Annotated in this window: 26 protein-coding genes; 18 read left to right on the forward strand and 8 right to left on the reverse strand. The window is 70.0% G+C overall.

The genetic code is table 11. The annotated features are described in order from the left end of the window. Positions 1-357 precede the first annotated feature (357 nt). Positions 358-777 carry a metallopeptidase family protein gene (locus tag CSR00_RS00115; protein ID WP_099020492.1) on the forward strand — a complete coding sequence of 140 codons (420 nt, stop codon included), beginning with the start codon at positions 358-360 and terminating at the stop codon, positions 775-777. A 135-nt stretch (positions 778-912) separates the two neighbouring features. Here CSR00_RS00115 and CSR00_RS00120 read toward each other — a convergent pair whose 3' ends face one another. Continuing rightward, positions 913-1,251 (reverse strand): WhiB family transcriptional regulator, encoded by a 339-nt coding sequence (locus CSR00_RS00120; protein ID WP_245905759.1) that lies wholly within the window; start codon positions 1,249-1,251, stop codon positions 913-915. Positions 1,252-1,633: 382 nt separating this feature from the next. On the opposite strand from CSR00_RS00120, the gene cofD reads away from it, so the two are divergent. Genes cofD through CSR00_RS00135 form a run of 3 tightly spaced genes read left to right on the forward strand, consistent with a single transcriptional unit; the run spans position 1,634 to position 4,529 of the window. Continuing rightward, complete coding sequence (gene cofD, locus CSR00_RS00125; protein WP_099020367.1) at positions 1,634-2,629, forward strand: 2-phospho-L-lactate transferase; 996 nt, start codon at positions 1,634-1,636, stop codon at positions 2,627-2,629. After that, positions 2,626-3,990, forward strand: a complete 1,365-nt coding sequence (locus CSR00_RS00130; protein ID WP_099020368.1) for a coenzyme F420-0:L-glutamate ligase — start codon at positions 2,626-2,628, stop codon at positions 3,988-3,990. Before cofD ends, CSR00_RS00130 begins: the two co-directional genes overlap by 4 nt. Then, complete coding sequence (locus CSR00_RS00135) at positions 3,987-4,529, forward strand: NUDIX hydrolase (protein WP_099020369.1); 543 nt, start codon at positions 3,987-3,989, stop codon at positions 4,527-4,529. Before CSR00_RS00130 ends, CSR00_RS00135 begins: the two co-directional genes overlap by 4 nt. Here the strand turns inward: CSR00_RS00135 and manB are convergent. Genes manB through rfbD form a run of 3 tightly spaced genes read right to left on the reverse strand, consistent with a single transcriptional unit; the run spans position 4,511 to position 7,445 of the window. Then, complete coding sequence (manB, locus tag CSR00_RS00140; RefSeq protein ID WP_099020370.1) at positions 4,511-5,644, reverse strand: mannose-1-phosphate guanylyltransferase ManB; 1,134 nt, start codon at positions 5,642-5,644, stop codon at positions 4,511-4,513. The two genes, CSR00_RS00135 and manB, sit on opposite strands and share 19 nt — an antisense overlap. After that, positions 5,641-6,528: a glycosyltransferase family 2 protein gene (locus CSR00_RS00145; RefSeq protein WP_099020371.1), complete on the reverse strand. Its 888-nt coding sequence runs from the start codon at positions 6,526-6,528 to the stop codon at positions 5,641-5,643. Before CSR00_RS00145 ends, manB begins: the two co-directional genes overlap by 4 nt. Then, entirely contained in the window at positions 6,525-7,445 is a 921-nt protein-coding gene (gene rfbD / locus CSR00_RS00150; protein WP_099020372.1) for a dTDP-4-dehydrorhamnose reductase, read from the reverse strand. The genes CSR00_RS00145 and rfbD overlap by 4 nt, the downstream gene beginning before the upstream one ends. Before the next feature lie 67 nt (positions 7,446-7,512). Here rfbD and CSR00_RS00155 point away from each other — a divergent pair, with 67 nt between their 5' ends. From CSR00_RS00155 to CSR00_RS00170, 4 genes are all read left to right on the forward strand, one after another. Further along, complete coding sequence (locus tag CSR00_RS00155) at positions 7,513-8,985, forward strand: LCP family protein (RefSeq protein ID WP_099020373.1); 1,473 nt, start codon at positions 7,513-7,515, stop codon at positions 8,983-8,985. Positions 8,986-9,114: 129 nt separating this feature from the next. Beyond that, on the forward strand, positions 9,115-9,837 hold the full coding sequence (locus CSR00_RS00160) for a TIGR03089 family protein (RefSeq protein ID WP_099020374.1): 723 nt from the start codon (positions 9,115-9,117) through the stop codon (positions 9,835-9,837). Between the two features lie 164 nt (positions 9,838-10,001). After that, complete coding sequence (locus tag CSR00_RS00165; RefSeq protein WP_099020375.1) at positions 10,002-10,331, forward strand: hypothetical protein; 330 nt, start codon at positions 10,002-10,004, stop codon at positions 10,329-10,331. A 77-nt stretch (positions 10,332-10,408) separates the two neighbouring features. Then, entirely contained in the window at positions 10,409-11,230 is an 822-nt protein-coding gene (locus tag CSR00_RS00170) for a biotin--[acetyl-CoA-carboxylase] ligase (protein WP_099020376.1), read from the forward strand. 37 nt (positions 11,231-11,267) lie between these two features. On the opposite strand, the gene CSR00_RS00175 is transcribed toward CSR00_RS00170, so the two are convergent. Beyond that, positions 11,268-12,437, reverse strand: a complete 1,170-nt coding sequence (locus CSR00_RS00175; protein WP_099020493.1) for an acyl-CoA dehydrogenase — start codon at positions 12,435-12,437, stop codon at positions 11,268-11,270. 204 nt (positions 12,438-12,641) lie between these two features. Between CSR00_RS00175 and CSR00_RS00180 the strand changes: the two genes are divergently transcribed. Then, positions 12,642-12,836, forward strand: coding sequence for a hypothetical protein (locus CSR00_RS00180; protein ID WP_099020377.1), 195 nt, complete (start codon positions 12,642-12,644; stop codon positions 12,834-12,836). Positions 12,837-12,856: 20 nt separating this feature from the next. Here the strand turns inward: CSR00_RS00180 and purE are convergent, their stop codons facing one another. Next, positions 12,857-13,378 (reverse strand): 5-(carboxyamino)imidazole ribonucleotide mutase, encoded by a 522-nt coding sequence (gene purE, locus CSR00_RS00185; RefSeq protein WP_099020378.1) that lies wholly within the window; start codon positions 13,376-13,378, stop codon positions 12,857-12,859. Next, the gene (locus CSR00_RS00190) at positions 13,375-14,586 is read right to left on the reverse strand and encodes a 5-(carboxyamino)imidazole ribonucleotide synthase (protein WP_099020379.1); all 1,212 of its coding nucleotides are present in this window, start codon (positions 14,584-14,586) and stop codon (positions 13,375-13,377) included. Before CSR00_RS00190 ends, purE begins: the two co-directional genes overlap by 4 nt. A gap of 95 nt (positions 14,587-14,681) precedes the next feature. Here CSR00_RS00190 and CSR00_RS00195 point away from each other — a divergent pair, with 95 nt between their 5' ends. Next, positions 14,682-15,383, forward strand: a complete 702-nt coding sequence (locus CSR00_RS00195) for a GtrA family protein (RefSeq protein WP_099020380.1) — start codon at positions 14,682-14,684, stop codon at positions 15,381-15,383. Between the two features lie 12 nt (positions 15,384-15,395). Here the strand turns inward: CSR00_RS00195 and CSR00_RS00200 are convergent, their stop codons facing one another. Further along, entirely contained in the window at positions 15,396-15,914 is a 519-nt protein-coding gene (locus CSR00_RS00200; RefSeq protein ID WP_099020381.1) for a PH domain-containing protein, read from the reverse strand. 104 nt (positions 15,915-16,018) lie between these two features. Here CSR00_RS00200 and CSR00_RS00205 point away from each other — a divergent pair, with 104 nt between their 5' ends. From CSR00_RS00205 to CSR00_RS00235, 8 genes are all read left to right on the forward strand, one after another. Then, the gene (locus CSR00_RS00205) at positions 16,019-17,656 is read left to right on the forward strand and encodes an acyl-CoA carboxylase subunit beta (protein WP_099020382.1); all 1,638 of its coding nucleotides are present in this window, start codon (positions 16,019-16,021) and stop codon (positions 17,654-17,656) included. A 57-nt stretch (positions 17,657-17,713) separates the two neighbouring features. Next, positions 17,714-17,992, forward strand: a complete 279-nt coding sequence (locus CSR00_RS00210) for an acyl-CoA carboxylase epsilon subunit (protein WP_099020383.1) — start codon at positions 17,714-17,716, stop codon at positions 17,990-17,992. After that, positions 17,989-18,618 carry a Maf family protein gene (locus tag CSR00_RS00215; RefSeq protein ID WP_099020384.1) on the forward strand — a complete coding sequence of 210 codons (630 nt, stop codon included), beginning with the start codon at positions 17,989-17,991 and terminating at the stop codon, positions 18,616-18,618. The genes CSR00_RS00210 and CSR00_RS00215 overlap by 4 nt, the downstream gene beginning before the upstream one ends. Before the next feature lie 55 nt (positions 18,619-18,673). Further along, positions 18,674-19,582 (forward strand): sulfurtransferase, encoded by a 909-nt coding sequence (locus CSR00_RS00220; protein ID WP_099020385.1) that lies wholly within the window; start codon positions 18,674-18,676, stop codon positions 19,580-19,582. Next, complete coding sequence (locus CSR00_RS00225) at positions 19,582-19,992, forward strand: SufE family protein (protein WP_099020386.1); 411 nt, start codon at positions 19,582-19,584, stop codon at positions 19,990-19,992. Before CSR00_RS00220 ends, CSR00_RS00225 begins: the two co-directional genes overlap by 1 nt. Before the next feature lie 296 nt (positions 19,993-20,288). Beyond that, the gene (locus CSR00_RS29915; protein WP_141564202.1) at positions 20,289-20,639 is read left to right on the forward strand and encodes a hypothetical protein; all 351 of its coding nucleotides are present in this window, start codon (positions 20,289-20,291) and stop codon (positions 20,637-20,639) included. A 504-nt stretch (positions 20,640-21,143) separates the two neighbouring features. Continuing rightward, positions 21,144-21,401, forward strand: coding sequence for a hypothetical protein (locus tag CSR00_RS00230; RefSeq protein WP_245905751.1), 258 nt, complete (start codon positions 21,144-21,146; stop codon positions 21,399-21,401). Positions 21,402-21,610: 209 nt separating this feature from the next. Beyond that, a complete protein-coding gene (locus CSR00_RS00235; protein ID WP_099020388.1) occupies positions 21,611-23,407 on the forward strand; it encodes an acetyl/propionyl/methylcrotonyl-CoA carboxylase subunit alpha in 1,797 nt (598 codons plus the stop codon). The last annotated feature ends 3 nt before the right edge of the window (positions 23,408-23,410 follow it).

Below are 23,410 nucleotides of genomic sequence, written 5' to 3' on the forward strand. Positions count from 1 at the left end.
ACACGCGCAGGTGCGCGCCCACTACCGAACTGTGACCTCACCCGGCGTTGCGCCGAGCGCGCCCCGTGTCGGGCCGCGTATTGAGCCGTGCCATTCACCAACGCCCCAACAGTCTCTTCCGTATGTTCTGCACCTTCTGCCACTTAGTCAACGGTGGCCCTCTGCCACTTGGCCACCCGTGACCCCCTGCCTCTTGGTCACCCGTGACCCTCTGCCACTTGGTCACCCGTGACCCATGCCGGTCGGCTACCGGCCGTCGCCGCGGCCCCGGACCGCTACGATTCGCGGGTGGCTGATCCACGCGGCTTCCTGCACGGCCGGCCGAGTCGGCGTCCGGGCGCCCGGCACGGCCGTGACATGCGCGGCCCGCTGCTGCCGCCGTCCGTTCCGGGCTGGCGCAGCCGCGCCGAACGCTTCGACATGGCGGTGCTGGAGGCCTACGAACCCATCGAGCGCCGCTGGCACGAGCGGGTCTCCGCGCTGGATGTCGCCGTCGACGAGATCCCCCGGATCTCCCCCCGTGACCCTCACAACGTCCAGTTCCCGCCGGAGGTGGTGGCCGACGGCCCGGTCGCGCTGGCCCGGTTGATCCCAGCGGGCGTCGACGTCCGCGGAAACGCCACGCGCGCGCGAATTGTGTTGTTCCGCAGGCCGATTGAGCGGCGAGCGAAGGACACATTGGAGCTTTCGGAGCTGCTGCGCGACATCCTGGTGGCCCAGGTGGCCACCTACCTGGGAGTCGATCCGTCGGTGATCGATCCCAGCATCGACGACTAGGGGCAACAACGCGGCGAGCGTGGGTGTCGGGCACCGAGAGCCGTAACGCTCGGTACCCCACACCCACGCTCGCCGCGGGACGCCCGAATCGGATGCCGGGTCAGGTGTTGGGTCTAAATCGGATCACATGTCGGATCAGATGATGCCGCGCTTGAGACGCCGGCGTTCGCGCTCGGAGAGCCCGCCCCAGATGCCGAAGCGTTCGTCATTGGCCAGCGCATACTCCAGGCACTGGTCGCGCACCTCACATCCCAGGCAGATGCGCTTGGCCTCACGGGTGGAACCGCCCTTCTCCGGGAAGAACGCCTCCGGATCGGTCTGCGCGCACAGCGCGCGGTCCTGCCACTCGCTCTCAGCAGTCTCCGCCGCCGGGTCGAAGACATCGGGAACCACGCTCAGAAGTGGCCGCCCCCCGTTGTCATCAATAGCCTCCCCCGCCGCACGGTTGATGCTGGTGTGCGGTGTGTTTCCCATGCCGAAGAGGTGCTCTATGGACATGTTCCGCCTCCTCACCTTTTAGTTGGTCAATCCGTGAATGTCGCCCGCTATTGTGCTGTGGCCATCTCGATTCGAACAGGTGATCGAATCTCGGTCTGCGACACTGGAACCGGTCGGCCAACCGGGAAATGACACTGATGTGATTAGACACGCGCGGAGAGCCCAGGTCAAGCGCTAGAACGGAATTTCATACCACTTTCCTCCGACAAAACGGCGTGTCGACACCTGGGCGTGTCCTGAGTGATTTCTCACTGTTATTCCTCGCCGCCATTCCGTGACACAGTTTGCGGCGTGTCCGGCCCCACCCAGCCGGCACCGGCGTACCGGCCCCGCCGGCGCGACGCCTACTCTCGTTCGGGTGAGGGTGACGGTACTGGTTGGCGGCGTGGGCGGCGCGCGGTTTCTGCTCGGTGTCCAAAAACTGCTCGGGCTCGGCCAGTTCGCGAACGATGACGACACCACCCACGACCTGACCGCCGTGGTGAACATCGGCGACGACGCCTGGATGCACGGAGTGCGCATCTGCCCGGATCTGGACACCTGCATGTACACCCTGGGCGGTGGTATCGACCCCGAGCGGGGCTGGGGTCACCGCGACGAGACCTGGCACGCCAAGGAGGAACTCGCCGCCTACGGCGTGCAACCCGACTGGTTCGGCCTGGGTGACCGCGACCTGGCCACGCATCTGGTGCGCAGCCAGATGCTGCGCGCCGGCTACCCGCTCTCCCAGATCACCGAGGCGCTGTGCACCCGGTGGCGGCCCGGCGCCCGGCTGCTGCCGGCCAGCGACGACCGCAGCGAGACCCACGTGGTGATCACCGATCCCGAATCCGGTGAGCGGCGCGCCATCCATTTCCAGGAGTGGTGGGTGCGCTACCGCGCCCAGGTACCCACCCACAGCTTCGCCTTCGTCGGCGCCGAGAAGGCCACCGCCGGCCCGGATGTGGCCGCGGCCATCGCCGAGGCCGACATCGTGTTCGTCGCCCCGTCGAACCCGGTGGTCAGCATCGGCGCGATCCTCGCGGTGCCCGGTATCCGCGGGGCGCTTCGCTCCACCAGCGCCCCCGTGATCGGCTACTCCCCCATCATCGGAGGAAAACCGTTGCGCGGCATGGCCGACGAATGCCTCAGCGTGATCGGGGTGGAGTCGACCTCGACGGCGGTGGCCGCACACTACGGCGCCCGCTCGGGAACGGGCATCCTCGACGGCTGGCTGGTCTCCGAGGACGACCACGCCGACGTCGACGGCCTCGCGGTGCGCGGCATCCCCCTGCTGATGTCGGATCCGGGCGCCACCGCCGAGATGGTGCGCGCGGGAATGGAACTGGCCGGCGTGGCCGTGGAACCCCGGTGAGCCACCCCGGGCCCGGGGCCGGCCCCGAACACGGCACGGCCGGGACCATCGAGATCCTGCCGGTCACCGGCCTGCCCGAGTTCCGCCCCGGCGACGACCTGACCGCCGCGGTCGCCGCGGCCGCCCCCTGGCTGCGCGACGGCGATGTCGTGGTGGTCACCAGCAAGGTGGTCTCCAAGTGCGAGGGCCGGGTGGTGCCGGCACCGACCGACCCGGAGGAACGGGACCGGCTGCGCCGCAAGCTGATCGACGACGAAGCCGTACGCGTGCTGGCCCGCAAGGGCCGCACCCTGATCACCGAGAACGCCCTGGGACTCATCCAGGCCGCCGCGGGGGTGGACGGATCCAACATCGGTGCCGACGAATTGGCGCTGCTGCCCGTTGATCCCGACGGCAGCGCCGCCGCCCTGCGGTCCGGGCTGCGGACCGCGCTCGGGGTCGGTGTGGGCGTGGTGATCACCGACACCATGGGCCGGGCCTGGCGCACCGGGCAGATCGACGCGGCCATCGGCTCGGCCGGCATCCCGGTGCTGCACGGCTACGCCGGGGCCGTGGACCGGCACGGCAACGAGTTGGTGGTCACCGAGATCGCGGTCGCCGACGAGATCGCCGCGGCCGCCGATCTGGTCAAGGGCAAGCTGACCGGGGTTCCGGTGGCGGTGGTGCGGGGGCTGCGGCTGCGCGACGACGGTTCGACCGGCCGGGCACTGCTGCGCCCCGGCGAGGAGGACCTGTTCTGGCTGGGCACCGCCGAATCCGTCGACCTGGGCCGCCGGCAGGCCCAGCTGATGCGGCGGTCGGTGCGGCGGTTCCGCGCCGACCCCGTTCCCCCGGGGCTGATCGAGGACGCGGTCGCCGAGGCGCTCACCGCGCCCGCCCCCCACCACACCCGGCCGGTGCGCTTCGTCTGGCTGAGCACACCGCGGCGGCGCACCGGCTTGCTGGACGCCATGAAGGAACGGTGGCGCGCCGACCTGACCGCCGACGGCAGACCCGCCGACGAGGTCGAGCGCCGGGTGGCGCGCGGGCAGATCCTCTACGACGCGCCGGAGGTGGTCATCCCGTTCATGGTCCCCGACGGGGCCCACCACTACCCCGACCCCGCCCGCACGGCGGCCGAGCACACCATGTTCACCGTGGCGGCCGGCGCCGCCGTGCAGGGGCTGCTGGTGGCCCTGGCGGTGCGCGGCGTCGGCAGCTGCTGGATCGGCTCGACCATCTTCACCCCCGATCTGGTGCGCACCGAACTTCAGCTGCCCGAGGACTGGGAGCCGCTGGGCGCGGTCGCCGTCGGCTATCCCGAGGCCGAGGCGCCACCGCGCGAGCCCGCCGCCACCGACGGGTTGATGGTGCGGCTGTGAGCGTGCGGGAGTCGGTGATCGAGCTTCTCACCGAGCTCACCCCGGTGGCCGAGGACGAGGCGTTGCGGCAGGCGGTGCTGGGATTCGTGCTGGCCCGGTCCGACTCGTGTCAGCGGGCCTGCGAGCCCGGACACGTGACGGCCTCGGCCGCGCTGCTCGACCACACCGGCTCGAAGGTGCTGCTGACCCTGCACCCGCGGCTGGGCCGCTGGGTGCAGCTCGGCGGGCACTGCGAACCCGAGGACGCCGACATCCGCGCCGCCGCCCTGCGGGAGGCCACCGAGGAGTCGGGGATCGAGGGACTGCGCCTGGACCCGCGCCTGGCCAACATCCACGTTCATGCGCTGACCTGCTCGCTGGGGGTCCCGACCCGGCATCTGGATCTGCAGTTCGTGGCCCACGCCCCCGCCGGGGCCCAGCCGAGGATCAGCGAGGAGTCGGTGGACCTGGCGTGGTGGCCGGTGGACGCGCTGCCCCCCGACACCGATCACGCCCTGGCCACCCTGGTCGGCCGGGCGGTTCAGATGTCGCTGGAGTAGCGGATCCCGACGTCGGGAATCGTCACGCCGGGCCACACCCGGGCGCCACGCAACAGTTCGCACCGCGCCCCGATGTCGGCGCCGTCGCCGATGACGCCGTCGCGGATCAGGGTGCGCGGGCCGACGCGGGCCCCGAACCCGATGATCGTGCGCTCGATCCGGCTGCCGGCCTCGATGTGGGCTCCGTCGAAGATCACCGCTCCGTCCAGGCGCACCCCGGGCCCGATCTCGGCGCCGCGGCCGACCACCGTGCCGCCCACCAGCACCGCACCGGGGGCCACCGACGCGCCGTCGTGCACCAGTGACTCGCCGCTCTGCCCGCCCAGCGCCCAGGTCGGCGCGATCCCGCGCACCAGGTCGGCCGACCCCTGCACGAAATCCTCCGGGGTGCCCATGTCCCGCCAGTAGCTGGTGTCCACATAGCCGCAGACGTGCACACCGTCGGCCAGCAGCGCCGGGAAGACCTCCCGCTCCACCGACACCTCCCGGCCGGTCGGGATCATGTCGATGATCTTGCGCTTGAAGACGTAGCAGCCGGCGTTGATCTGGTCGGTCGGCGGATCCTCGGTCTTCTCCAGGAACGCCGTGACCCGCCCGTCCTCGGTGGGCACCGAGCCGAACGCCCTCGGATCGCCGACCCGCACCAGATGCAGGGTCAGATCGGCGTCATGGTCGTAGTGGAAGTTCAGCAGCTGCCCGAGGTCGGCGCCGGAGAGCACGTCACCGTTGAACACCACCGCGGTGTCGCCGCGCAACGTGGACGCGACGTTGGCGATGCCGCCGCCGGTGCCCAGCGGCTCCTCCTCGAAGACGTACTCGATCTCCAGGCCCAGCTTGGAACCGTCGCCGAAGGCGGCCTCGAACACCTGCGCCTTGTAGGCGGTGCCCAACACCACGTGTTTGATGCCGGTCTTGGCGATCCTGGCGAGCAGGTGGGTCAGGAACGGCACGCCCGCCGTCGGCAGCATCGGCTTGGGCAGCGACAACGTCAGCGGGCGCAGCCGGGTGCCCTTGCCGCCGACCAGGATGACGGCGTCGACCCTGTCCGGGTCGAAGTTCGGCTCCGCGCCTGCCCCACCGAAGCCGGTGCCTCCGCGCACGGTGAACCCTGTCATCGACGCTCCCCCTTCCTGCGCTCCCGCCGGGACCGGCGTACGGCCAGCCGGGCCCGAACCGCCAGCGCGGCCCGCATGGTGGCCCGTAGCGGTGCCCGTTGCCATCCGCCGTGGCGGTCCGACAGATACGTATACGTGCTTTCGTGGTGTGCCGCGAGGTTGCGGGCCGGGTCGCGCCCCGTGGCGTGGCCCTTATCATGCAGGATCTCGGCCGAGGGCACGTACACGTTGAGCCGACCGGCGCGGCCGAACCGATCGCCCAGGTCGACATCCTCCATGTACATGAAGAAGCGCTCGTCGAAGCCTCCGACGGCGTCGAAGTCGGCCCGGCGCACCAGCAGGCAGGACCCCGACAGCCAGCCGACCGGGCGTTCGCTGGGTTCCAGCCGCTCCTGGCGGTATTCGGCCGTCCACGGGTTGTTCTTCCACACCGGCCCCACCACCGCGTGCATCCCGCCGCGGATCAGGCTGGGCAGGTGCCGTGCCGACGGGTAGACCGAGCCGTCGGGGTCGCGGATCAGCGGGCCCAGCGCCGCGGCCTGCGGCCAGCGCTGGGCGGCCTCCAGCAGCGCATCGATGCTGCCCGGGCCCCACACCACGTCGGGGTTGGCGATCACCACGAACTCCGCTTCGGCGGCCTCCCCGGTCAACGCGGCGACGGCCCGGTTCACGGCGGTGCCGTAGCCGAGGTTGGCGCCCATCGGCAACAGCCGGGCGTACGGGTAGCGCTCCACGGCGGCCTCCGGGGCGCCGTCGGTGGACCCGTTGTCGGCCATCACCACGGTGACCGGCCGGTCGGTGGCCACGGTCAACGACGACAGGAACCGCTCCAGATGCGAACCCGGCGAATAGGTCACCGTCACCACCGGCAGTTGGTCCGTCACGGCGTAGAGGGTAGCGGTCGGCTGCGCAGCGCCTCGGCCAGTGCGTCGCGCCACGGCCGCAACGGCGTCAGCCCGGCCGCGGCGGAGACCTCACCGCCCAGCGCCGAGTACGCCGGGCGGGGCGCGGGACGGGGGTGGCGCGCACTGTCGATCGGCGACACCAGTTCCGGGTCGGCGCCGAGTTCGGCGAAGACGGCCCGGGCCTGCTCGTAACGGCTCGCCGCGCCGGCGTTGGCGGCGTGCAGGACGGGTTCGCGGATCGCTGCGCCGGCGATCTGGAACAGCGCGGCCACCAGGTCGGCGACGTAGGTGGGCGAGCCCACCTGATCGTCGACGACCTCGGTGGGCTGGGCCCGCTCGGCGCGCCGGCGCATGGCCGCGGCGAAGTCGGTGCCGTCGGCGCCGGTGTAGACCCAGGAGGTGCGCACCACGACGGCGTCGGGCATGGCCGCCAGCACCGCCAGCTCCCCGGCCAGCTTGGAGCGGCCGTAGGCGTTGACCGGCGCGGTGTCGTCACCGGGCTCGTAGGGCCGCGGCGGGACGGGCCCACCGCCGAACACCCCACCACCGAACACATAGTCGGTGGAGATGTGCAGCAGCCGGGCGCCGGCGCGCGCGCAGGCGTGCGCGACGTTCTCGGCGCCGGTGGCGTTGACGGCGTAGGCGGCGGCCTCGTCGCTCTCGGCACCGTCGACGTCGGTGTAGGCGGCGCAGTTGACCACTACGTCGCCGGCCTCCACGTAGCGCTCGGGGGCCCCGGGATCGGTGATGTCGCAGTCTGCGGAGCCCAGGGCCAGCACGCCGTGCCCGCGCCGGCCGGCCTCGGCGGCCAGGAACCGGCCGACCTGACCGGAGGCTCCGGTGATGACGATCCGGGCGGGTCCCCGGGAAGCGGTCCCGGAAGCAGTCTCGGACATGGTTGCGAGTCTGGCACGCCGGGCTCGGCTACCCGGCTGGCGGCGTCCTCGCCAGTAGCCTGGGCTGATGCCCGTCCGCCTGCTGCGCGTCGTCGCCACCGTGATCGCCGTCACGATCGTCGTCGGCACCGGTGTGGCGTGGAGCAAGATCCGCTCCTTCGAGGAGGGCATCAATCACATCAGCGCCGCCGCGCTCGGTGGTGGCGGCGAGGACGACGGCGCCATCGACATCCTGCTCGTCGGCGTCGACAGCCGCACCGACGCCCACGGCAACCCGCTGTCCCCGGAGGAGCTGGCCACCCTGCGCGCCGGAGACGAGGAGGCCACCAACACCGACACCATCATCCTGGTGCGCATCCCCAAGAACGGGAAGTCGGCGACGGCCATCTCGATCCCCCGCGACTCCTATGTGCAGGCCCCAGGGCTGGGCAAGGTCAAGATCAACGGGGTGTACGGCGAGGTCAAGCTCGACACCATGAAGCAGCTGATCGAGCAGGACGGCATGGACCCCGTCGAGGGTGAGAGACGCGGCGTGGAGGCCGGGCGTGAGGCGCTGATCAAGACGGTGGCCGACCTGACCGGCGTGACCGTCGACCACTACGCCGAGATCGGCCTGCTCGGCTTCGCGCTGATCACCGACGCCCTCGGCGGTGTCGACGTGTGCCTCAAGGAGCCGGTGTACGAACCGCTGTCGGGTGCGGACTTCCCCGCCGGCTGGCAGCGGCTCAACGGCCCGCAGGCGCTGAGCTTCGTGCGGCAGCGCCACGACCTGCCCCGCGGCGACCTGGACCGGGTGGTGCGCCAGCAGGTGGTGATGGCCTCGCTGGCCCACCAGGTCATCTCGGGCAAGACGCTGTCGAGCCCGGCCACCCTGAACCGGCTGCAGCAGGCCGTGCAGCGCTCGGTGGTGCTCTCCGACGGCTGGGACATCATGAACTTCGTCGACCAGCTGCAGAAACTGGCCGCCGGCAACGTCGCGTTCGCCACCATCCCGGTGCTCGACGAGGCCGGCTGGAGCGACGACGGCATGCAGAGCGTGGTGCGCATCGATCCCGACGAGGTCAAGAAGTGGGTCACCAGCCTGCTGCACGACCAGGACGAGGGCAACACCCAGGCGCTGTCCTACGCCCCGGACAAGACGACGGTCGACGTGCTCAACGACACCGACATCAACGGGCTCGCCGCGGCGGTGTCGGAGGTGCTCACCGCCCGGGGCTTCACCGGCGGCACCGTCGGCAACACCGAGAGCCCGCACCCGTCGGGTTCACAGGTGCTGGCCCACAGCACCGACGACCTGGGCGCCCAGGCGGTCTCGGAGAGCCTGGGCGGGCTGCCGGTGGCCGCCGACGACGCGGTGCCCGCCGGCACGGTGCGGGTGGTGCTCGCCGACGACTACACCGGCCCCGGTTCGGGGCTGGAGAGTTCGGACGCCTCGACGGCGGGTGCCGACGCCGCCACCGTCGACCAGGCGGCCGCCCAGACCGTCGCACCGTCGCCGATCATCACCGCCGGTTCCGACGATCCCCAGTGCGTCAACTGACGCCTGCGTGAGGCTACGCCGAGATGGACGTCACGGTCGTGGAGGTTCCTCCCGTGGCTGCCGGGCACGACCATGGGCTCCATCTCGCCCTAGGACCGCGAAAGCACACGAGGTAAGGAGCTCTTCCGGATGACCACCAACCTCGCGGCGGCGCTGATCGACCCGATGCTCGCCGCGGACCCCGTCGGGCCGCGGATCACCTACTACGACGACGCCACCGGGGAGCGTGTCGAGCTGTCGGCGGTCACCCTGGCCAACTGGGCGGCCAAGACCGCCAACCTGCTGCGCGACGAGCTCGGCGCCGGGCCCGACAGCCGGGTGGCGGTGCTGCTGCCGGCGCACTGGCAGACCGCGGCGGTGCTGCTGGGCGTCTGGTATGTGGGCGCCCAGACGGTTCTGCAACCGGGCGAGGCCGATATCGCGCTGTGCACGGCCGACCGGCTCGACGAGGCCGACGCGGCCATCGACGCCGGCGGCGGGATGGGCGAGGTGGCGGTGTTGTCGCTGGACCCGTTCGGCAAACCCGCCCCCGATTTGCCCGTCGGTGTCACCGACTACGCCACCGCGGTGCGGGTTCACGGCGATCAGGTGGTCGCTGAACGGTCACCGGGACCGGCGCTGGGTGACCGCTCCCCCGAGGAGGTGCTGGCCGCCGCGCGCACCGCCGCCGAGCCCCTGACGAGCGGCGATCGGGTGTATTCCACCCACGGCTGGGACACCCCCGACGATGTGGTCACCCACCTGCTGGCGGTGTTTGCCGCCAACGGTTCGCTGGTGCAGGTGGCGAATCCGCAGCCGGATTTGCAGGAGCGCCGGCGGGTGACCGAGAAGGTGACCCGCACATTGCCCTGACCACTGCGTTTCCGGATCTCAGGTTGCTCTAAGGTGGAGCTGAGGTCACTCAAATATCGGTAGCGTAGCGTTTCAGCAAACGCGTGCGGCTGCGCTATCGAGAGCTGTTGACGATCTTCGGCACCGTCGCACGGCGGAGTGGTCCAGCGAAAGGGCTCGTGCCGATGGTCTCGACAATCACCGCGCTCGCCGCGGTCGCACTCCTGCTCGCCTGGCACCTGCACAATCGTCGCCATCCCGCCTGGACCGCCAGTGCGGACGGCCGCTTCTACGTCACGCTCGGCTACCCGCTGGTCATGGTGGCGATCTACTGGATGGTCTCCGCGCCCACGGCGCTGGCCTGGGAATGGGCGCTGGGCAACGCGTGGGCGCTCGTGGCGATGATGTCGTTCGTCTACGGATTCGGCTGCCTCAACCGTGACCAACGGCGCTGCCAGCAGGCGGCGTTGTCGGTGGAGACGATCACCGCGGCACCGACTGCCCACCGCACCTGACTGCCGGGTACACCAAGAGCCGGGTACACCAAGAGCCGCCGCCGCCCGCGCGAGAGCGGCTGGCTACGCTCGCACGCGTGTCCGCCCCCGACCGACCTCCCCTCGACACCGATCGCCTCCGCGCCGCCCTGCTCGCGCCGGCCACGCAGTGGCGGCGCCTCGACGTCGTCGACGAGACCGGGTCGACCAATGCCGATCTGGCGGCCCGCGCGGCCGCCGGGGAGGACATCGCCGGCACCGCCCTGCTGGCCGAGCATCAAACCGCGGGACGGGGCCGGCACGGCCGGCGGTGGTCGGCGCCGCCACGCTCACAGATCGCCCTGTCGGTGGGAGTACCGGTCGCCGGTCTGCCCACCGATGCCTGGGGTTGGCTCCCGTTGCTGACCGGGCTGGCCGTGGTGGACGCCGTGCGCGAGCAGTGCGGCGTGGCGGCGCGCCTGAAATGGCCCAATGATGTGCTGGTGGGCGGCGGAAAACTGGCCGGCATCCTCGCCGAGGTGACCCATCCCGGCCCGGTGATCGTCGTCGGGCTGGGACTCAACGTCAGCCTCACGTCCGACGAGGCACCCGACCCGGTGGCCACTTCCCTGGCCATGCTCGGCCGGGACGGGGTGGACCGCACCGAGCTGGCGATCGCGGTGCTGCGCACCCTGCACGCACGGATCGGGCGCTGGCGGGCGGCACGCGGCGCCGACGCCCAATTGGTCGCCGACTACGCCCGGGCCAGCGCGACGATCGGAACGCCGGTGCGCGCGATGCTGCCCGGTGACGCCCAGATCGTCGGCACCGCAACGGGAGTCGACGCGTCCGGGCGCCTGCTGATCGACGACGGTACCCGGACCGTGACCGTGGCGGCCGGCGATATCACCCACCTGCGTCCGGCGGCGCCGGACGGTTGAACCGCGCCGGCGGCGCCGGACGGGTGACCGGGCCGGCTCAGCGCAGCAGGGCCCGGCTCATCACCACCCGCTGAATCTGGTTGGTGCCCTCGTAGATCTGGGTGATCTTGGCGTCGCGCATCATCCGCTCCACCGGGAAGTCCACGGTGTAGCCGGCGCCACCGAAGAGCTGCACCGCGTCGGTGGTGACCTCCATGGCCACGTCGGAGGCCAGGCACTTCGACGCCGCGGAGATGAAGCCCAGGTTGCCCTCACCGCGTTCGGCCCGCGCGGCGGCCGAGTAGACCATCAGCCGGGCGGCCTCGACCTTCATCGCCATGTCGGCGAGCATGAACTGCACACCCTGGTTGTCGCTGATCGGGCGGCCGAACTGCTTGCGGTCCTTGGTGTACTCGATGGCCGCGTCCAGTGCGCCCTGGGCGATCCCCACCGCCTGGGCGCCGATCGTGGGCCGGGTGTGGTCCAGGGTGGCCAGCGCGGTCTTGAAGCCCGTGCCCGGGTCCCCGATGATCCGGTCGCCGGGGACGCGGCAGTTCTCGAAGTACAGTTCGGTGGTCGGCGAGCCCTTGATGCCGAGCTTGCGCTCCTTGGGGCCCACCGTGAAACCCTCGTCGTCCTCGTGGACCATGAACGCCGAGATGCCGTTGGCGCCCTTGTCGGGGTCGCTGACCGCCATCACGGTGTACCAGGAGGACTTGCCACCGTTGGTGATCCAGCACTTGGCACCGTTGAGGATCCAGTCGTCACCGTCGGCCTTGGCGCGGGTGCGCATCCCGGCTGCGTCACTGCCGGCCTCGCGCTCGGACAGCGCGTAGGACGCCATCGCCTCGCCGGAGGCGATCGAGGGCAGCACCTTCTTCTTCAACTCGTCGGAGCCGCGCAGGATCAACCCCATGGTGCCGAGCTTGTTGACCGCGGGGATCAGCGACGCCGAGGCGTCGACGCGGGCGACCTCCTCGATGACGATGCAGGCCGCCACCGAGTCGGCGCCCTGACCGCCGTACTCCTCGGGCACGTGCACCGCGCTGAAACCCGAGGCGTTCAGCGCGTCGAGGGCTTCCTGCGGGAAACGGGAGTTCTCGTCGACATCGGCGGCGTGCGGAGCGATCTCCTTCTCGCACAACGCCCGGATCGCCGTCCGCAGCTCCTGATGCTCCTCGGGCAACTGGAACAGATCGAACGATGGATTACCTGCCCAACCAGCCATCATGGCCTCCTTAGCTACTCGTCGGTAACTTTACCGCGGCCTCGTCGGGCGACGAAGTCCGCACGTCGTGGTGCAAAACTGGCAAACATAACGATTTGGTCACCGAGGGCCGAAGATCTCGGCGAAATAACATCCTCGACACATCTCAGGAAAGCCTCAGGCTGGTCGTGGTTGGCACTTAGGTGGGCTGGGTACCGTGCAGGCATGCAGATCAACGTGACGGGTCGACCGCTCCGCCGCAGCGCCGAGTGCGAGTGCGGGTGGACGGGTAAGGCGCACTGGCTGCGCGCGTCCGCCGTGGTCGATGCCGGCATGCACGCCGCCGAGTCGGGACACCTTCCCGTCGTCGAGTACACGCTGAGCATGGAGCCGCGCGAGGCCGTCCTGCAGGCGTCGTAACCTCCGGACATCGAAGACCCCTACTCCCCGAGCAGGCGTTGCCGCAGCGCATCGTCTTTCGCAAGCACCATCTGCTCCAGCTCCGCCTGGAACCGGCTCATCCGGGAGCGCAGCTGCGCATCGCCCGCACCCAGGATTCGCACCGCCAACAGGCCGGCATTGCGCGCGCCGCCGATCGACACCGTGGCCACTGGCACACCGGCCGGCATCTGCACGATCGACAGCAGTGAATCCAGGCCGTCCAGCCGCGCCAGCGGCACCGGGACACCGATGACCGGCAGCGGGGTGGCCGAGGCGACCATGCCCGGCAGGTGCGCCGCGCCGCCCGCCCCGGCGATGATCACCTCGATCCCCCGTCCGGCCGCCGTCTGCGCGTAGTCGAGCATCCGCGCCGGCGTGCGGTGCGCCGAGACCACCCCCACCTCGAACGGCACGTCGAACTCGGCCAGCGCCTCGGCCGCCTCGGCCATCACCGACCAGTCGCTGTCGCTGCCCATGATGAGCCCCACGCGGGGCGCTGCCTGCCCGTTCGGGCTGCTCATGCGTGTCCATCCCATCCGTCGGTCCACTGCGCGTGCGACATCCAGTGTGCGCTACGGGCGGCGCGTTCCCGCACCGCGGCCACCGTCTCGCCCGGGCGCCCGACCACGTTGACGTGTCCGAGCTTGCGTCCCGGGCGTTCACCCTTGCCGTACATGTGCACCTTGGCATCGGGAATCCGCCCGAACAGGTGGTGCATCCGCTCGTCGACGCTCATCGCCGGTGTCTGCGGGGCGCCGAGCACGTTGGCCATCACCGTTACCGCCGATCGCGGTGCGGTCTCGCCGAGCGGATAGTCCAGCACGGCCCGCAGATGCTGCTCGAACTGGCTGGTCACCGACCCGTCCATGGTCCAGTGCCCCGAATTGTGCGGGCGCATCGCCAGCTCGTTGACCAGCAGTGCGCCGTCGACGGTCTCGAACAGTTCGACCGCGCACACCCCGACCACGCCCAGCTCGTGGGCCAGCCGCAGGCCCAGGCCTTCGGCCCGCGCGGCGAGGTCCTCGGACAGGCCGGGCGCCGGGGCGATCACCTCGACGTTGATGCCCTCGCGCTGCACGGTCTCCACCACCGGCCACGCCGCGCCCTGCCCGAACGGTGAGCGGGCCACCAGCGCGGAGAGCTCCCGGCGCATCGCCACCTTCTCCTCGGCCAGAATCGCCACCCCGTCGGCCAGGAAACCGGCCGCGCGGTCCCGGGCCGCGTCGGGATCGTCGGCCATCACCACCCCGCGGCCGTCATAGCCGCCGCGGATCGTCTTGAGGACCACCGGACCGCCGACGTCCTCGGCGAACCCGGCCGCCTCGTCGGGGCTGTGCACGGCGGTGAACCGCGGGACCGGGGCACCGAGCTCGGCCAGCCGGGTCCGCATGACGAGCTTGTCCTGGGCGTGGACCAGCGCCTGCGGGGGCGGGGCGACGGCCACACCGTCGCCGACGAGGATGTCGAGCAGCTCGGTCGGCACATGCTCGTGGTCAAAGGTCAGCACCGTCGAACCCGTGGCGGCCCGGCGCAGGGCGTCGAGGTCGGTGTGGGATCCCAGGACCACGTCCGGGCAGACCTGCGCGGCCGGGTCGGCGGGATCCACGGCGAGAACCCGCAGGCTCTGGCCCAAGGCGATGGCGGCCTGGTGGGTCATCCTGGCCAACTGTCCGCCGCCCACGATGGCGACGACGGGCACGTTTTCGGGGGTTCTTCGCACGGCCCATATGGTGTCATGACCAGCGCCGCAGCCCGTGTCCGGCGCCCCGCGGCAGCGTTTGACGATTACGCACCCGTTGCCCGCGGTCCGTACACTCGCTATCTGTGTCCTTCGCCGATGCCACGATCGAGCGGCTGCCCCGGGTGGTGCGGCCGTTCGCCGAGCGGCATCACGAACTGATCAAGTTCGCCATCGTCGGCGCGACGACGTTCGTGATCGACTCGACGATCTTCTACACCCTCAAACTCACGGTGCTCGAGCCCAAGCCGGTCACCGCCAAGATCATCGCCGGCATCGTTGCGGTGATCGCCTCCTACATCCTCAACCGGGAGTGGAGCTTCCGGGACCGCGGCGGCCGGGAACGCCACCACGAGGCGTTGCTGTTCTTCGCGTTCAGCGGGGTCGGGGTGCTGCTGTCGATGGCGCCGCTGTGGGTGTCGAGCTATGTGCTGCAGCTGCGCGTGCCCGACGTGTCGCTGACGGTCGAGAACATCGCCGACTTCGTCTCCGCCTACATCCTGGGCAACCTGCTGCAGATGGCGTTCCGGTTCTGGGCGTTCCGGCGCTGGGTGTTCCCCGACCAGATCGACCGCGACCCGGAGAAGGAGCTGGAGTCCACGCTCACCGGTGGCGGGTTCGCCGAGGTGCTGGAGGACGAGTACGAGGCGCGCCACGCCCACCGGGAGCGCGTCGACCAGGACGGACGCACCCTCGCCGCGCCCACCGACAGCGTGGTCACGCCGCTGCGCCCGCGTCGGCGGGTCTGGCGGCAGGACGACCCGGGCCGGGTGCCCAGGTCATCCTGACCCGGCGAAGTCTCAGCTGGGCGATTCCTCGGAGCCGAGCGTGTCGAACACCTCGTGGTACAGCAGTGAGTGCACCTTCTCGACCTGCGGGATGTCGTAGAACTCCAGCGGATCCTGCGACGCCGACTCGATGATCAGCGTCCCGGTCCGCAGAATCCGGTCGAGCAGCCCGTGCTCGAACTCCACACTGTTGATCCGGGCCAGCGGAATGTCGATGCCGGACCGGGTGATCAGCCCGTGCCGGAACATCACCCGCCGGTCGGTGATGACGAAGTGGGTGGTCCACCAGGTGAAGACCGGCCACAGGGTCAGCCAGCCGATCAGCACCACCCAGATCACCAACACCACCAGCGAGACGACCGTCCTCGCGTTGGACGCCCAGTTCAGCGACTGCACGTAGGCGGCCGCGAAGGACGCCACCGCGGTGGCCACCAGGAGCACCAGCACGGGCCCGACCAGCCGTTTCCAGTGCGGATGGCGATGCAGGACCACCTGCTCGTCGTTGGCCAGCACGTTGTCGGGGTATCCCACGGACGAAGCGTACCGGCCCGGACGGGCCCAGGGAGTGGGGCCGGAAGCCGCGACCGGAGTGGGGTGCAGCGACGCTGAACCGTCGTGCCGATAGCATCGACGCCATGACGAGCGTTAGCGATCCCTCCACGAGCGCCGCCGAGGCCACCCCAGACATCCACACCACCGCCGGCAAGCTCGCCGACCTGCGTCGGCGCGCCGAGGAGGCCCACCACCCCGTCGGCGAGGCCGCGGTGGACAAGGTGCACGCCAAGGGCAAGCTGACCGCCCGCGAGCGCATCCACGCGCTGCTGGACGAAGGGTCGTTCGTCGAGCTCGACGCGCTGGCCAAACACCGCAGCACCAACTTCGGGCTGGACAAGAACCGCCCCACCGGAGACGGTGTGGTCACCGGCTACGGCACCATCGACGGCCGCGAGGTCTGCATCTTCAGCCAGGACGCCACCGTGTTCGGCGGCAGCCTCGGTGAGGTCTACGGCGAGAAGATCGTCAAGGTCCAGGAACTGGCCATCAAGACCGGCCGGCCGTTGATCGGCATCAACGACGGCGCCGGCGCGCGCATCCAGGAGGGTGTCGTCTCGCTGGGCCTCTACAGCCAGATCTTCCGCAACAACATCCTGGCCTCCGGCGTCATCCCGCAGATCTCGCTGATCATGGGTGCGGCCGCCGGCGGGCACGTGTACTCGCCCGCATTGACCGACTTCATCGTGATGGTCGACCAGACCAGCCAGATGTTCATCACCGGCCCCGACGTCATCAAGACCGTCACCGGCGAGGACGTCACCATGGAGCAGCTCGGCGGCGCGCAGACCCACATGGCCAAGTCCGGCACCGCCACCTACGTGGCCTCCGGCGAGCAGGACGCCTTCGACTACGTCCGCGACCTGCTGAGCTACCTGCCGCCGAACAACTACGCCGAGCCGCCGCGCTACCCGGCCCCGGCCCAGCCCGGGGCCATCGAGGACAACCTCAACGACGAGGACCTCGAGCTGGACGCCCTGATCCCGGACTCCCCCAACCAGCCCTATGACATGCACGAGGTGATCACCCGGATCCTCGACGACGACGAGTTCCTGGAGATCCAGGAGGGCTACGCCGGCAACATCATCATCGGGTTCGGCCGCATCGACGGGCGCCCGGTCGGCATCGTGGCCAACCAGCCGACCCAGTTCGCCGGCTGCCTGGACATCTACGCCTCGGAGAAGGCCGCCCGCTTCGTGCGGACCTGCGACTGCTTCAACATCCCGATCGTGATGCTCGTCGACGTCCCCGGCTTCCTGCCCGGCACCGAGCAGGAGTACAACGGCATCATCCGTCGCGGCGCCAAGCTGCTCTACGCCTACGGCGAGGCCACCGTCGCCAAGATCACCGTCATCACCCGCAAGGCCTACGGCGGCGCCTACTGCGTCATGGGCTCCAAGGACATGGGCTGCGACGTCAACGTCGCCTGGCCGACGGCCCAGATCGCGGTGATGGGCGCCTCGGGCGCGGTGGGTTTCGTCTACCGCCCCCAGCTCAAAGAGGCCGCCCAGAGCGGCGAGGACGTCGACACGCTGCGCCTGCAGCTGCAGCAGGACTACGAAGACACCCTGGTCAACCCGTACGTCGCCGCCGAACGGGGCTACGTCGATGCCGTCATCCCGCCGTCGCACACCCGCGGCTACATCGCCACCGCGCTGCGACTGCTGGAACGCAAGGTCGTCCAGGTGCCGCCGAAGAAGCACGGCAACATCCCGCTGTAAGACTGGTCCGCCCGTTTCCGGAAATCCTGCGCACCAACGACATTGAGGACATCCGCGATGCTTCACGACGCCGACATCATCGAGGTCAGCGACCCCCGGGAGATGACCATCGACGATCCCACCCCGCCGGTGCCCGAGATCCAGGTGCTCAAGGGCAACCCCACCGACGACGAGGTCGCCGCGCTGGCCCTGGTCCTGGCCTCGGCGGGCGGCGGCCAGCACGCCCCGGGTCCGCAGGAACTCAACCCGTGGGGCCACCCGGTGGACAAGCTGCGGTACACCGTCACCAGCTGGCAACGGGTCACCCTGCTGGAGCGGACCCACATGCGTCGATGACCCGGGTCGTGCTCGGGTCGGCCTCGTCGGGCCGGCTGGGCGTGCTGCGCCACGCCGGGATCGAACCACTGGTCGTGGTGTCCGGCGTGGACGAGGACGCCGTCATCGCCGCGCAGGGCGCCGCACCGGCCGAACGGGTGGTTTCCGCCCTGGCCGAGGCCAAGGCGCACGACGTGGGCACCCGCCTGAACGCCGAGGTGGCCGCGGACTGCGTTGTCATCGGCTGTGATTCGATGCTGCTGCTCGACGGTGCGCTGTGCGGCAAACCCGGCACCGCCGGGGCCGCGCTGGCGCAGTGGGAACGCATGGCGAGCCGGTCCGCGGAACTGCTGACCGGTCACTGCCTGCTGCGGCTGCGCGACGGCGAAGTGGTCGACGAGGCGTGCGAAACCGCCGGCACGACCGTGCATTTCAGTTCGCCGACCGGGGCGGACCTGACGGCCTACGTCAACTCCGGCGAGCCGCTGGGGGTGGCGGGCGGGTTCACCCTCGACGGCCGGGGCGGCTGGTTCGTCGACCGGATCGAGGGTGATCCGTCGAACGTGATCGGGCTCAGCCTGCCGCTGACCCGGCGGCTGCTGCAGCGCGTGGGGCTGTCGGTCGCCGAGTTGTGGGCGGACGGCTGACCGACGCAGACCGTCACCCCGCGCAGCGGCCGAACGCACCGGTAGGCTCGTCCCCGTGCCACTACCTGCCGATCCCAGCCCCGCGCTGAAGGACTACGCCCATCCCGAACGCCTCGTCACCGCCGACTGGCTGTCGGCCCATCTGGGCTCCAAGGGCCTGGCCATCGTCGAATCCGACGAGGACGTCCTGCTCTACGACATCGGCCACATTCCCGGTGCGGTCAAGATCGACTGGCACACCGACCTCAACGACCCCAGTGTCCGCGACTACATCACCGGCGAGCAGTTCGCCGACCTGATGAACCGCAAGGGCATCTCGCGCGACGACACCGTGGTGATCTACGGCGACAAGAGCAACTGGTGGGCCGCCTACGCGTTGTGGGTGTTCACCCTGTTCGGCCACGAGGATGTCCGGCTGCTCAACGGAGGGCGCGATCTGTGGATCTCCGATCACCGCGACACCACGCTGGACGTGCCCACCAAGACCACCACCGGCTACCCGGTCGTGGAACGCAACGACGCACCGATCCGGGCCTTCAAGGACGATGTGCTGACCGCGCTGGGCCGCCAGACCCTGATCGACGTCCGGTCTCCGCAGGAGTACACCGGTGAGCGCACCCACATGCCCGACTATCCCGAAGAGGGCGCGTTGCGCGGCGGCCACATTCCCACCGCGGTCTCGGTGCCGTGGGCCAAGGCCGCCGACGAGAACGGCCGGTTCCGCAAGCGCGCCGAGCTGGAGAAGGTCTACGACTTCGTTCTGGCGCCCGAGGGTGCCGACAAGTCGGTGATCGCCTACTGCCGCATCGGGGAGCGCTCCAGCCACACCTGGTTCGTGCTGACCTATCTGCTCGGCGTTCCCGGCGTGCGCAACTACGACGGTTCCTGGACCGAGTGGGGCAACACCGTGCGGGTGCCGATCGTCGCGGGTGAGGAGCCGGGAGAGGCCCCCGGGACGCCCTGATGCCGATGCCCGCCCCGCTGGCCGAGGTGGTGTCCGACTTCGCCGAGGTGACCGGCCAGGACAAGCTGACGCTGCTGTTGGAGTTCGCCAACGAGCTGCCGGCGATGCCGTCGTGGCTCGAAGAGGCAGCGATGGAGCCGGTGCCCGAGTGCCAGACGCCGCTGTTCATGCACGTCGACGCCAGCGACCCGGCCAGCGTCCGGCTCTACTTCAGCGCGCCCGCCGAGGCACCCACCACCCGCGGGTTCGCCTCGATCCTGGCCACCGGGCTGGATGAGCAGTCGGCGGCCGACATCCTGGCCGTTCCCGACGACTTCTACACCGATCTCGGGCTGGCGGCGCTGATCAGTCCGCTGCGGCTGCGCGGCATGTCGGCGATGCTGGCGCGGATCAAGCGGCACCTGCGTTAGCGCACCCTGGCTTTCCGACGAATACCGCGCTCGGCGGAATCGAATTCATGTCGAATTCACAGCGCATCCGCAATGTATGTAACGCCGCCGAGACGCGCGGCGATCGACAGAGCAGGACGACAACGTTCCGTGGCGTCGGTGACCATTGCGGTGTACAGGAGTGGAATGCGCAACAACCTGCCCCAAATGCCCACCGAAGTCATATCCTCAGCTAACTCACATATCGAATTGGCAGCTAACTGGTATCGTTCTCACAGCGCTATCACGAGCACCAAAATCAGCCAGGGGGAGCACAAATGACGGAAAACGCCGAGAGCAAGCTCGGGCGATGGCAGAAGTTTTCCCTGGGAGTCGTGGCTTCTCTGGCAGTCCCCGCGATCGCCGCCGGACTCGGAGCCGGTACAGCAAATGCGGATATCGTGCAACCGGATACGGACGTGAGCAGCCCGCAAGCGGACAAGGCGTCGCGGGGGGCGACGCGCCCCGACTCGACACAGGGCGAGGTGCGCGGCAGCAATTTAGGAGAGGTCAGCGCGCAGGGTGAGGTTCGCGATTCGATGCAGGCCCGGCCGGGTCGGGGCACCAAGGGGCGCGCCTTCAACGGGCCGTGGAATCCGAACGGCTCGCCGTGGCCGGGCGGCTGGTGACCAGTTGACCGCCGCCTCACCGTCTGGCCCCATCTGACGCAGAGCAGCCTCAGTGTGCGCCCACTCGCCTCGAGCGAACCTGCCGAGAGCCAGGTGCGCAACGACCTCGAATGCCCGGCCATCTCGGACCCGATAAGCGCGTGTTCGGTTCCAGCGGTTCACGGGCCACTGCTCGAGCTTGCTGGCGTCCACAGGATCGCATTGACAGTCGGGATACCCGGCCGCCAGCGGTCTCCTTTCTCGCGCTTCACAGCGCCGCGACTGGGGAACATCACGACCGCGGAATCGCCTGTCTCGTCGGTATCCTGGACTCATATCCCCAGGTATCTCACATTTTTGCGGCTCGGCCGGCTGGTATCTTTGCGGACGAGAGAGGTAGCACCACAGATGCATTTGCCAGGGGGGCCAGCAATGACGGGCGACGCCGCGAGCCGGCAGTGGCGGTGGAAGAGGGTCTGCATAATTGGTTCAGCGTCTCTTGGCATTGCAGCGGGCGCCGTGATCGTGGGGGCGGCAACGGCCACCGCCGACGTCGTGTACCCCGACACCGACGTGAGCAGCCGCCAGGCCGAAGAGGCGTCGAGGGGTGCCATCCGGACCGACTCGACGTACGGCGATGTGCGCAGCAGCAAACCCGGTGAGGTCCGCGCCCAGGGCGAGGTCCGTGACTCGATCCAGGCCCAGCCGGGCCGAGGCACCAAGGGGCGCGCGTTCCGCGGGCCGTGGAATCCGAACGCGTCTCCGTGGCCCGGCGGTTGGTGACTCGACCCGTCACCGACGTGCCTGGAGCCATTCGCGGCTCCACCGACGAGCCGCGATCGACCGTCACCTCACGCCCGTCATAGCGGAGTTACTCACGGGTAATGGCACCGGCTGCCCGCGTCACAGATGCAGCACTTAAACTGCCCCCATAGATTCTTAAAGACGTTTCTTAGACACGCCTGAACGACCCCCGCCACGAGGAGGCACCCGTGCCCAGTCATGCCAGCTCGCGCATCTCCAAGGTTCTTGTCGCCAACCGCGGCGAGATCGCCGTCCGGGTCATCCGTGCGGCCAAGGATGCCGGCCTGCAAAGCGTGGCCGTCTACGCCGAACCCGACGCCGACGCTCCCCACGTGCGACTGGCCGACGAGGCCTTCGCGCTCGGCGGTCAGACCTCCGCCGAGTCCTACCTGGACTTCGGCAAGCTGCTGGACGCCGCCGCCAAGTCCGGTGCCAACGCCATCCATCCGGGCTATGGGTTCTTGAGCGAGAACGCCGACTTCGCGCAGGCCGTCCTCGACGCCGGGCTGATCTGGATCGGCCCCAGCCCGCAGTCCATCCGCGACCTCGGCGACAAGGTGACCGCACGCCACATCGCGGCCCGCGCGAAGGCCCCGCTGGTGCCCGGCACGCCCGACCCGGTCAAGAACTCCGACGAGGTCGTCGCCTTCGCCCAGGAACACGGCGTGCCCATCGCGATCAAGGCGGCCTTCGGCGGCGGCGGCCGCGGCATGAAGGTGGCCCGCACCCTGGAGGAGATCCCCGAGCTCTACGACTCGGCGGTGCGCGAGGCGACGGCCGCGTTCGGACGCGGCGAGTGCTTCGTCGAGCGCTACCTGGACAAGCCGCGCCACGTCGAGGCGCAGGTCATCGCCGATCAGCACGGCAACGTCGTCGTCGCCGGCACCCGTGACTGCTCGCTGCAGCGCCGCTTCCAGAAGCTCGTCGAGGAGGCCCCGGCCCCGTACCTGACCGACGCCCAGCGCAAGGAGATCCACGAGTCGGCCAAACGGATCTGCAAGGAGGCCGGCTACTACGGCGCGGGCACCGTGGAGTATCTGGTGGGCCAGGACGGGTTGATCTCCTTCCTGGAGGTCAACACCCGCCTGCAGGTGGAGCACCCGGTCACCGAGGAGACCTCAGGTCTGGACCTGGTGCGCCAGCAGTTCCGCATCGCCAACGGCGAGAAACTCGACATCAGCGAGGATCCGACGCCGCGGGGCCACTCCTTCGAGTTCCGCATCAACGGCGAGGACGCCGGCCGCGGCTTCCTGCCGGCTCCCGGCCCGGTGACCAAGTTCGAGGCGCCGGCCGGCCCCGGCGTGCGGCTGGACTCCGGCGTGGAGACCGGATCGGTGATCGGCGGGCAGTTCGATTCGATGCTGGCCAAGCTGATCGTCACCGGAGCCACCCGGCAGGAGGCGCTGGAGCGCTCCCGACGGGCGCTGGCCGAGTTCACCGTGGAGGGCATGGCCACGGTGATCCCGTTCCACCGTGCCGTGGTCAGCGATCCCGCGTTCATCGGCGACGACAACGGTTTCAGCGTGCACACCCGCTGGATCGAGACCGAGTGGGACAACACCATCGAACCCTTCACCGGCGGCGGGCAGGTCGACGAGGAGGAGGCCACCCCGCGGCAGAAGATCATCGTCGAGGTCGGCGGGCGCCGCCTCGAGGTGTCCCTGCCCGGCGACATCGCCCTCGGCAACGGGGCGGGGGCGCACTCCGGCGCGATCCGCAAGAAGCCGAAGGCCCGCAAGCGTGCCGGCGGCGGCGCCGCGGCGGCCAGCGGCGACGCCGTCACCGCGCCCATGCAGGGCACCGTTGTGAAGGTGGCCGTCGAAGAGGGCCAGCAGGTGACCGCGGGCGACCTGGTGGTGGTGCTGGAGGCCATGAAGATGGAAAACCCCGTCACCGCCCACAAGGACGGCACGGTCACCGGTCTGTCGGTGGCCGCCGGCGCGGCGATCACGCAGGGCACCGTGGTCTGCGAGCTCAAGGACTGACAC

Source organism: Mycolicibacterium palauense (assembly GCF_002592005.1).
Classification (GTDB): domain Bacteria; phylum Actinomycetota; class Actinomycetes; order Mycobacteriales; family Mycobacteriaceae; genus Mycobacterium; species Mycobacterium palauense.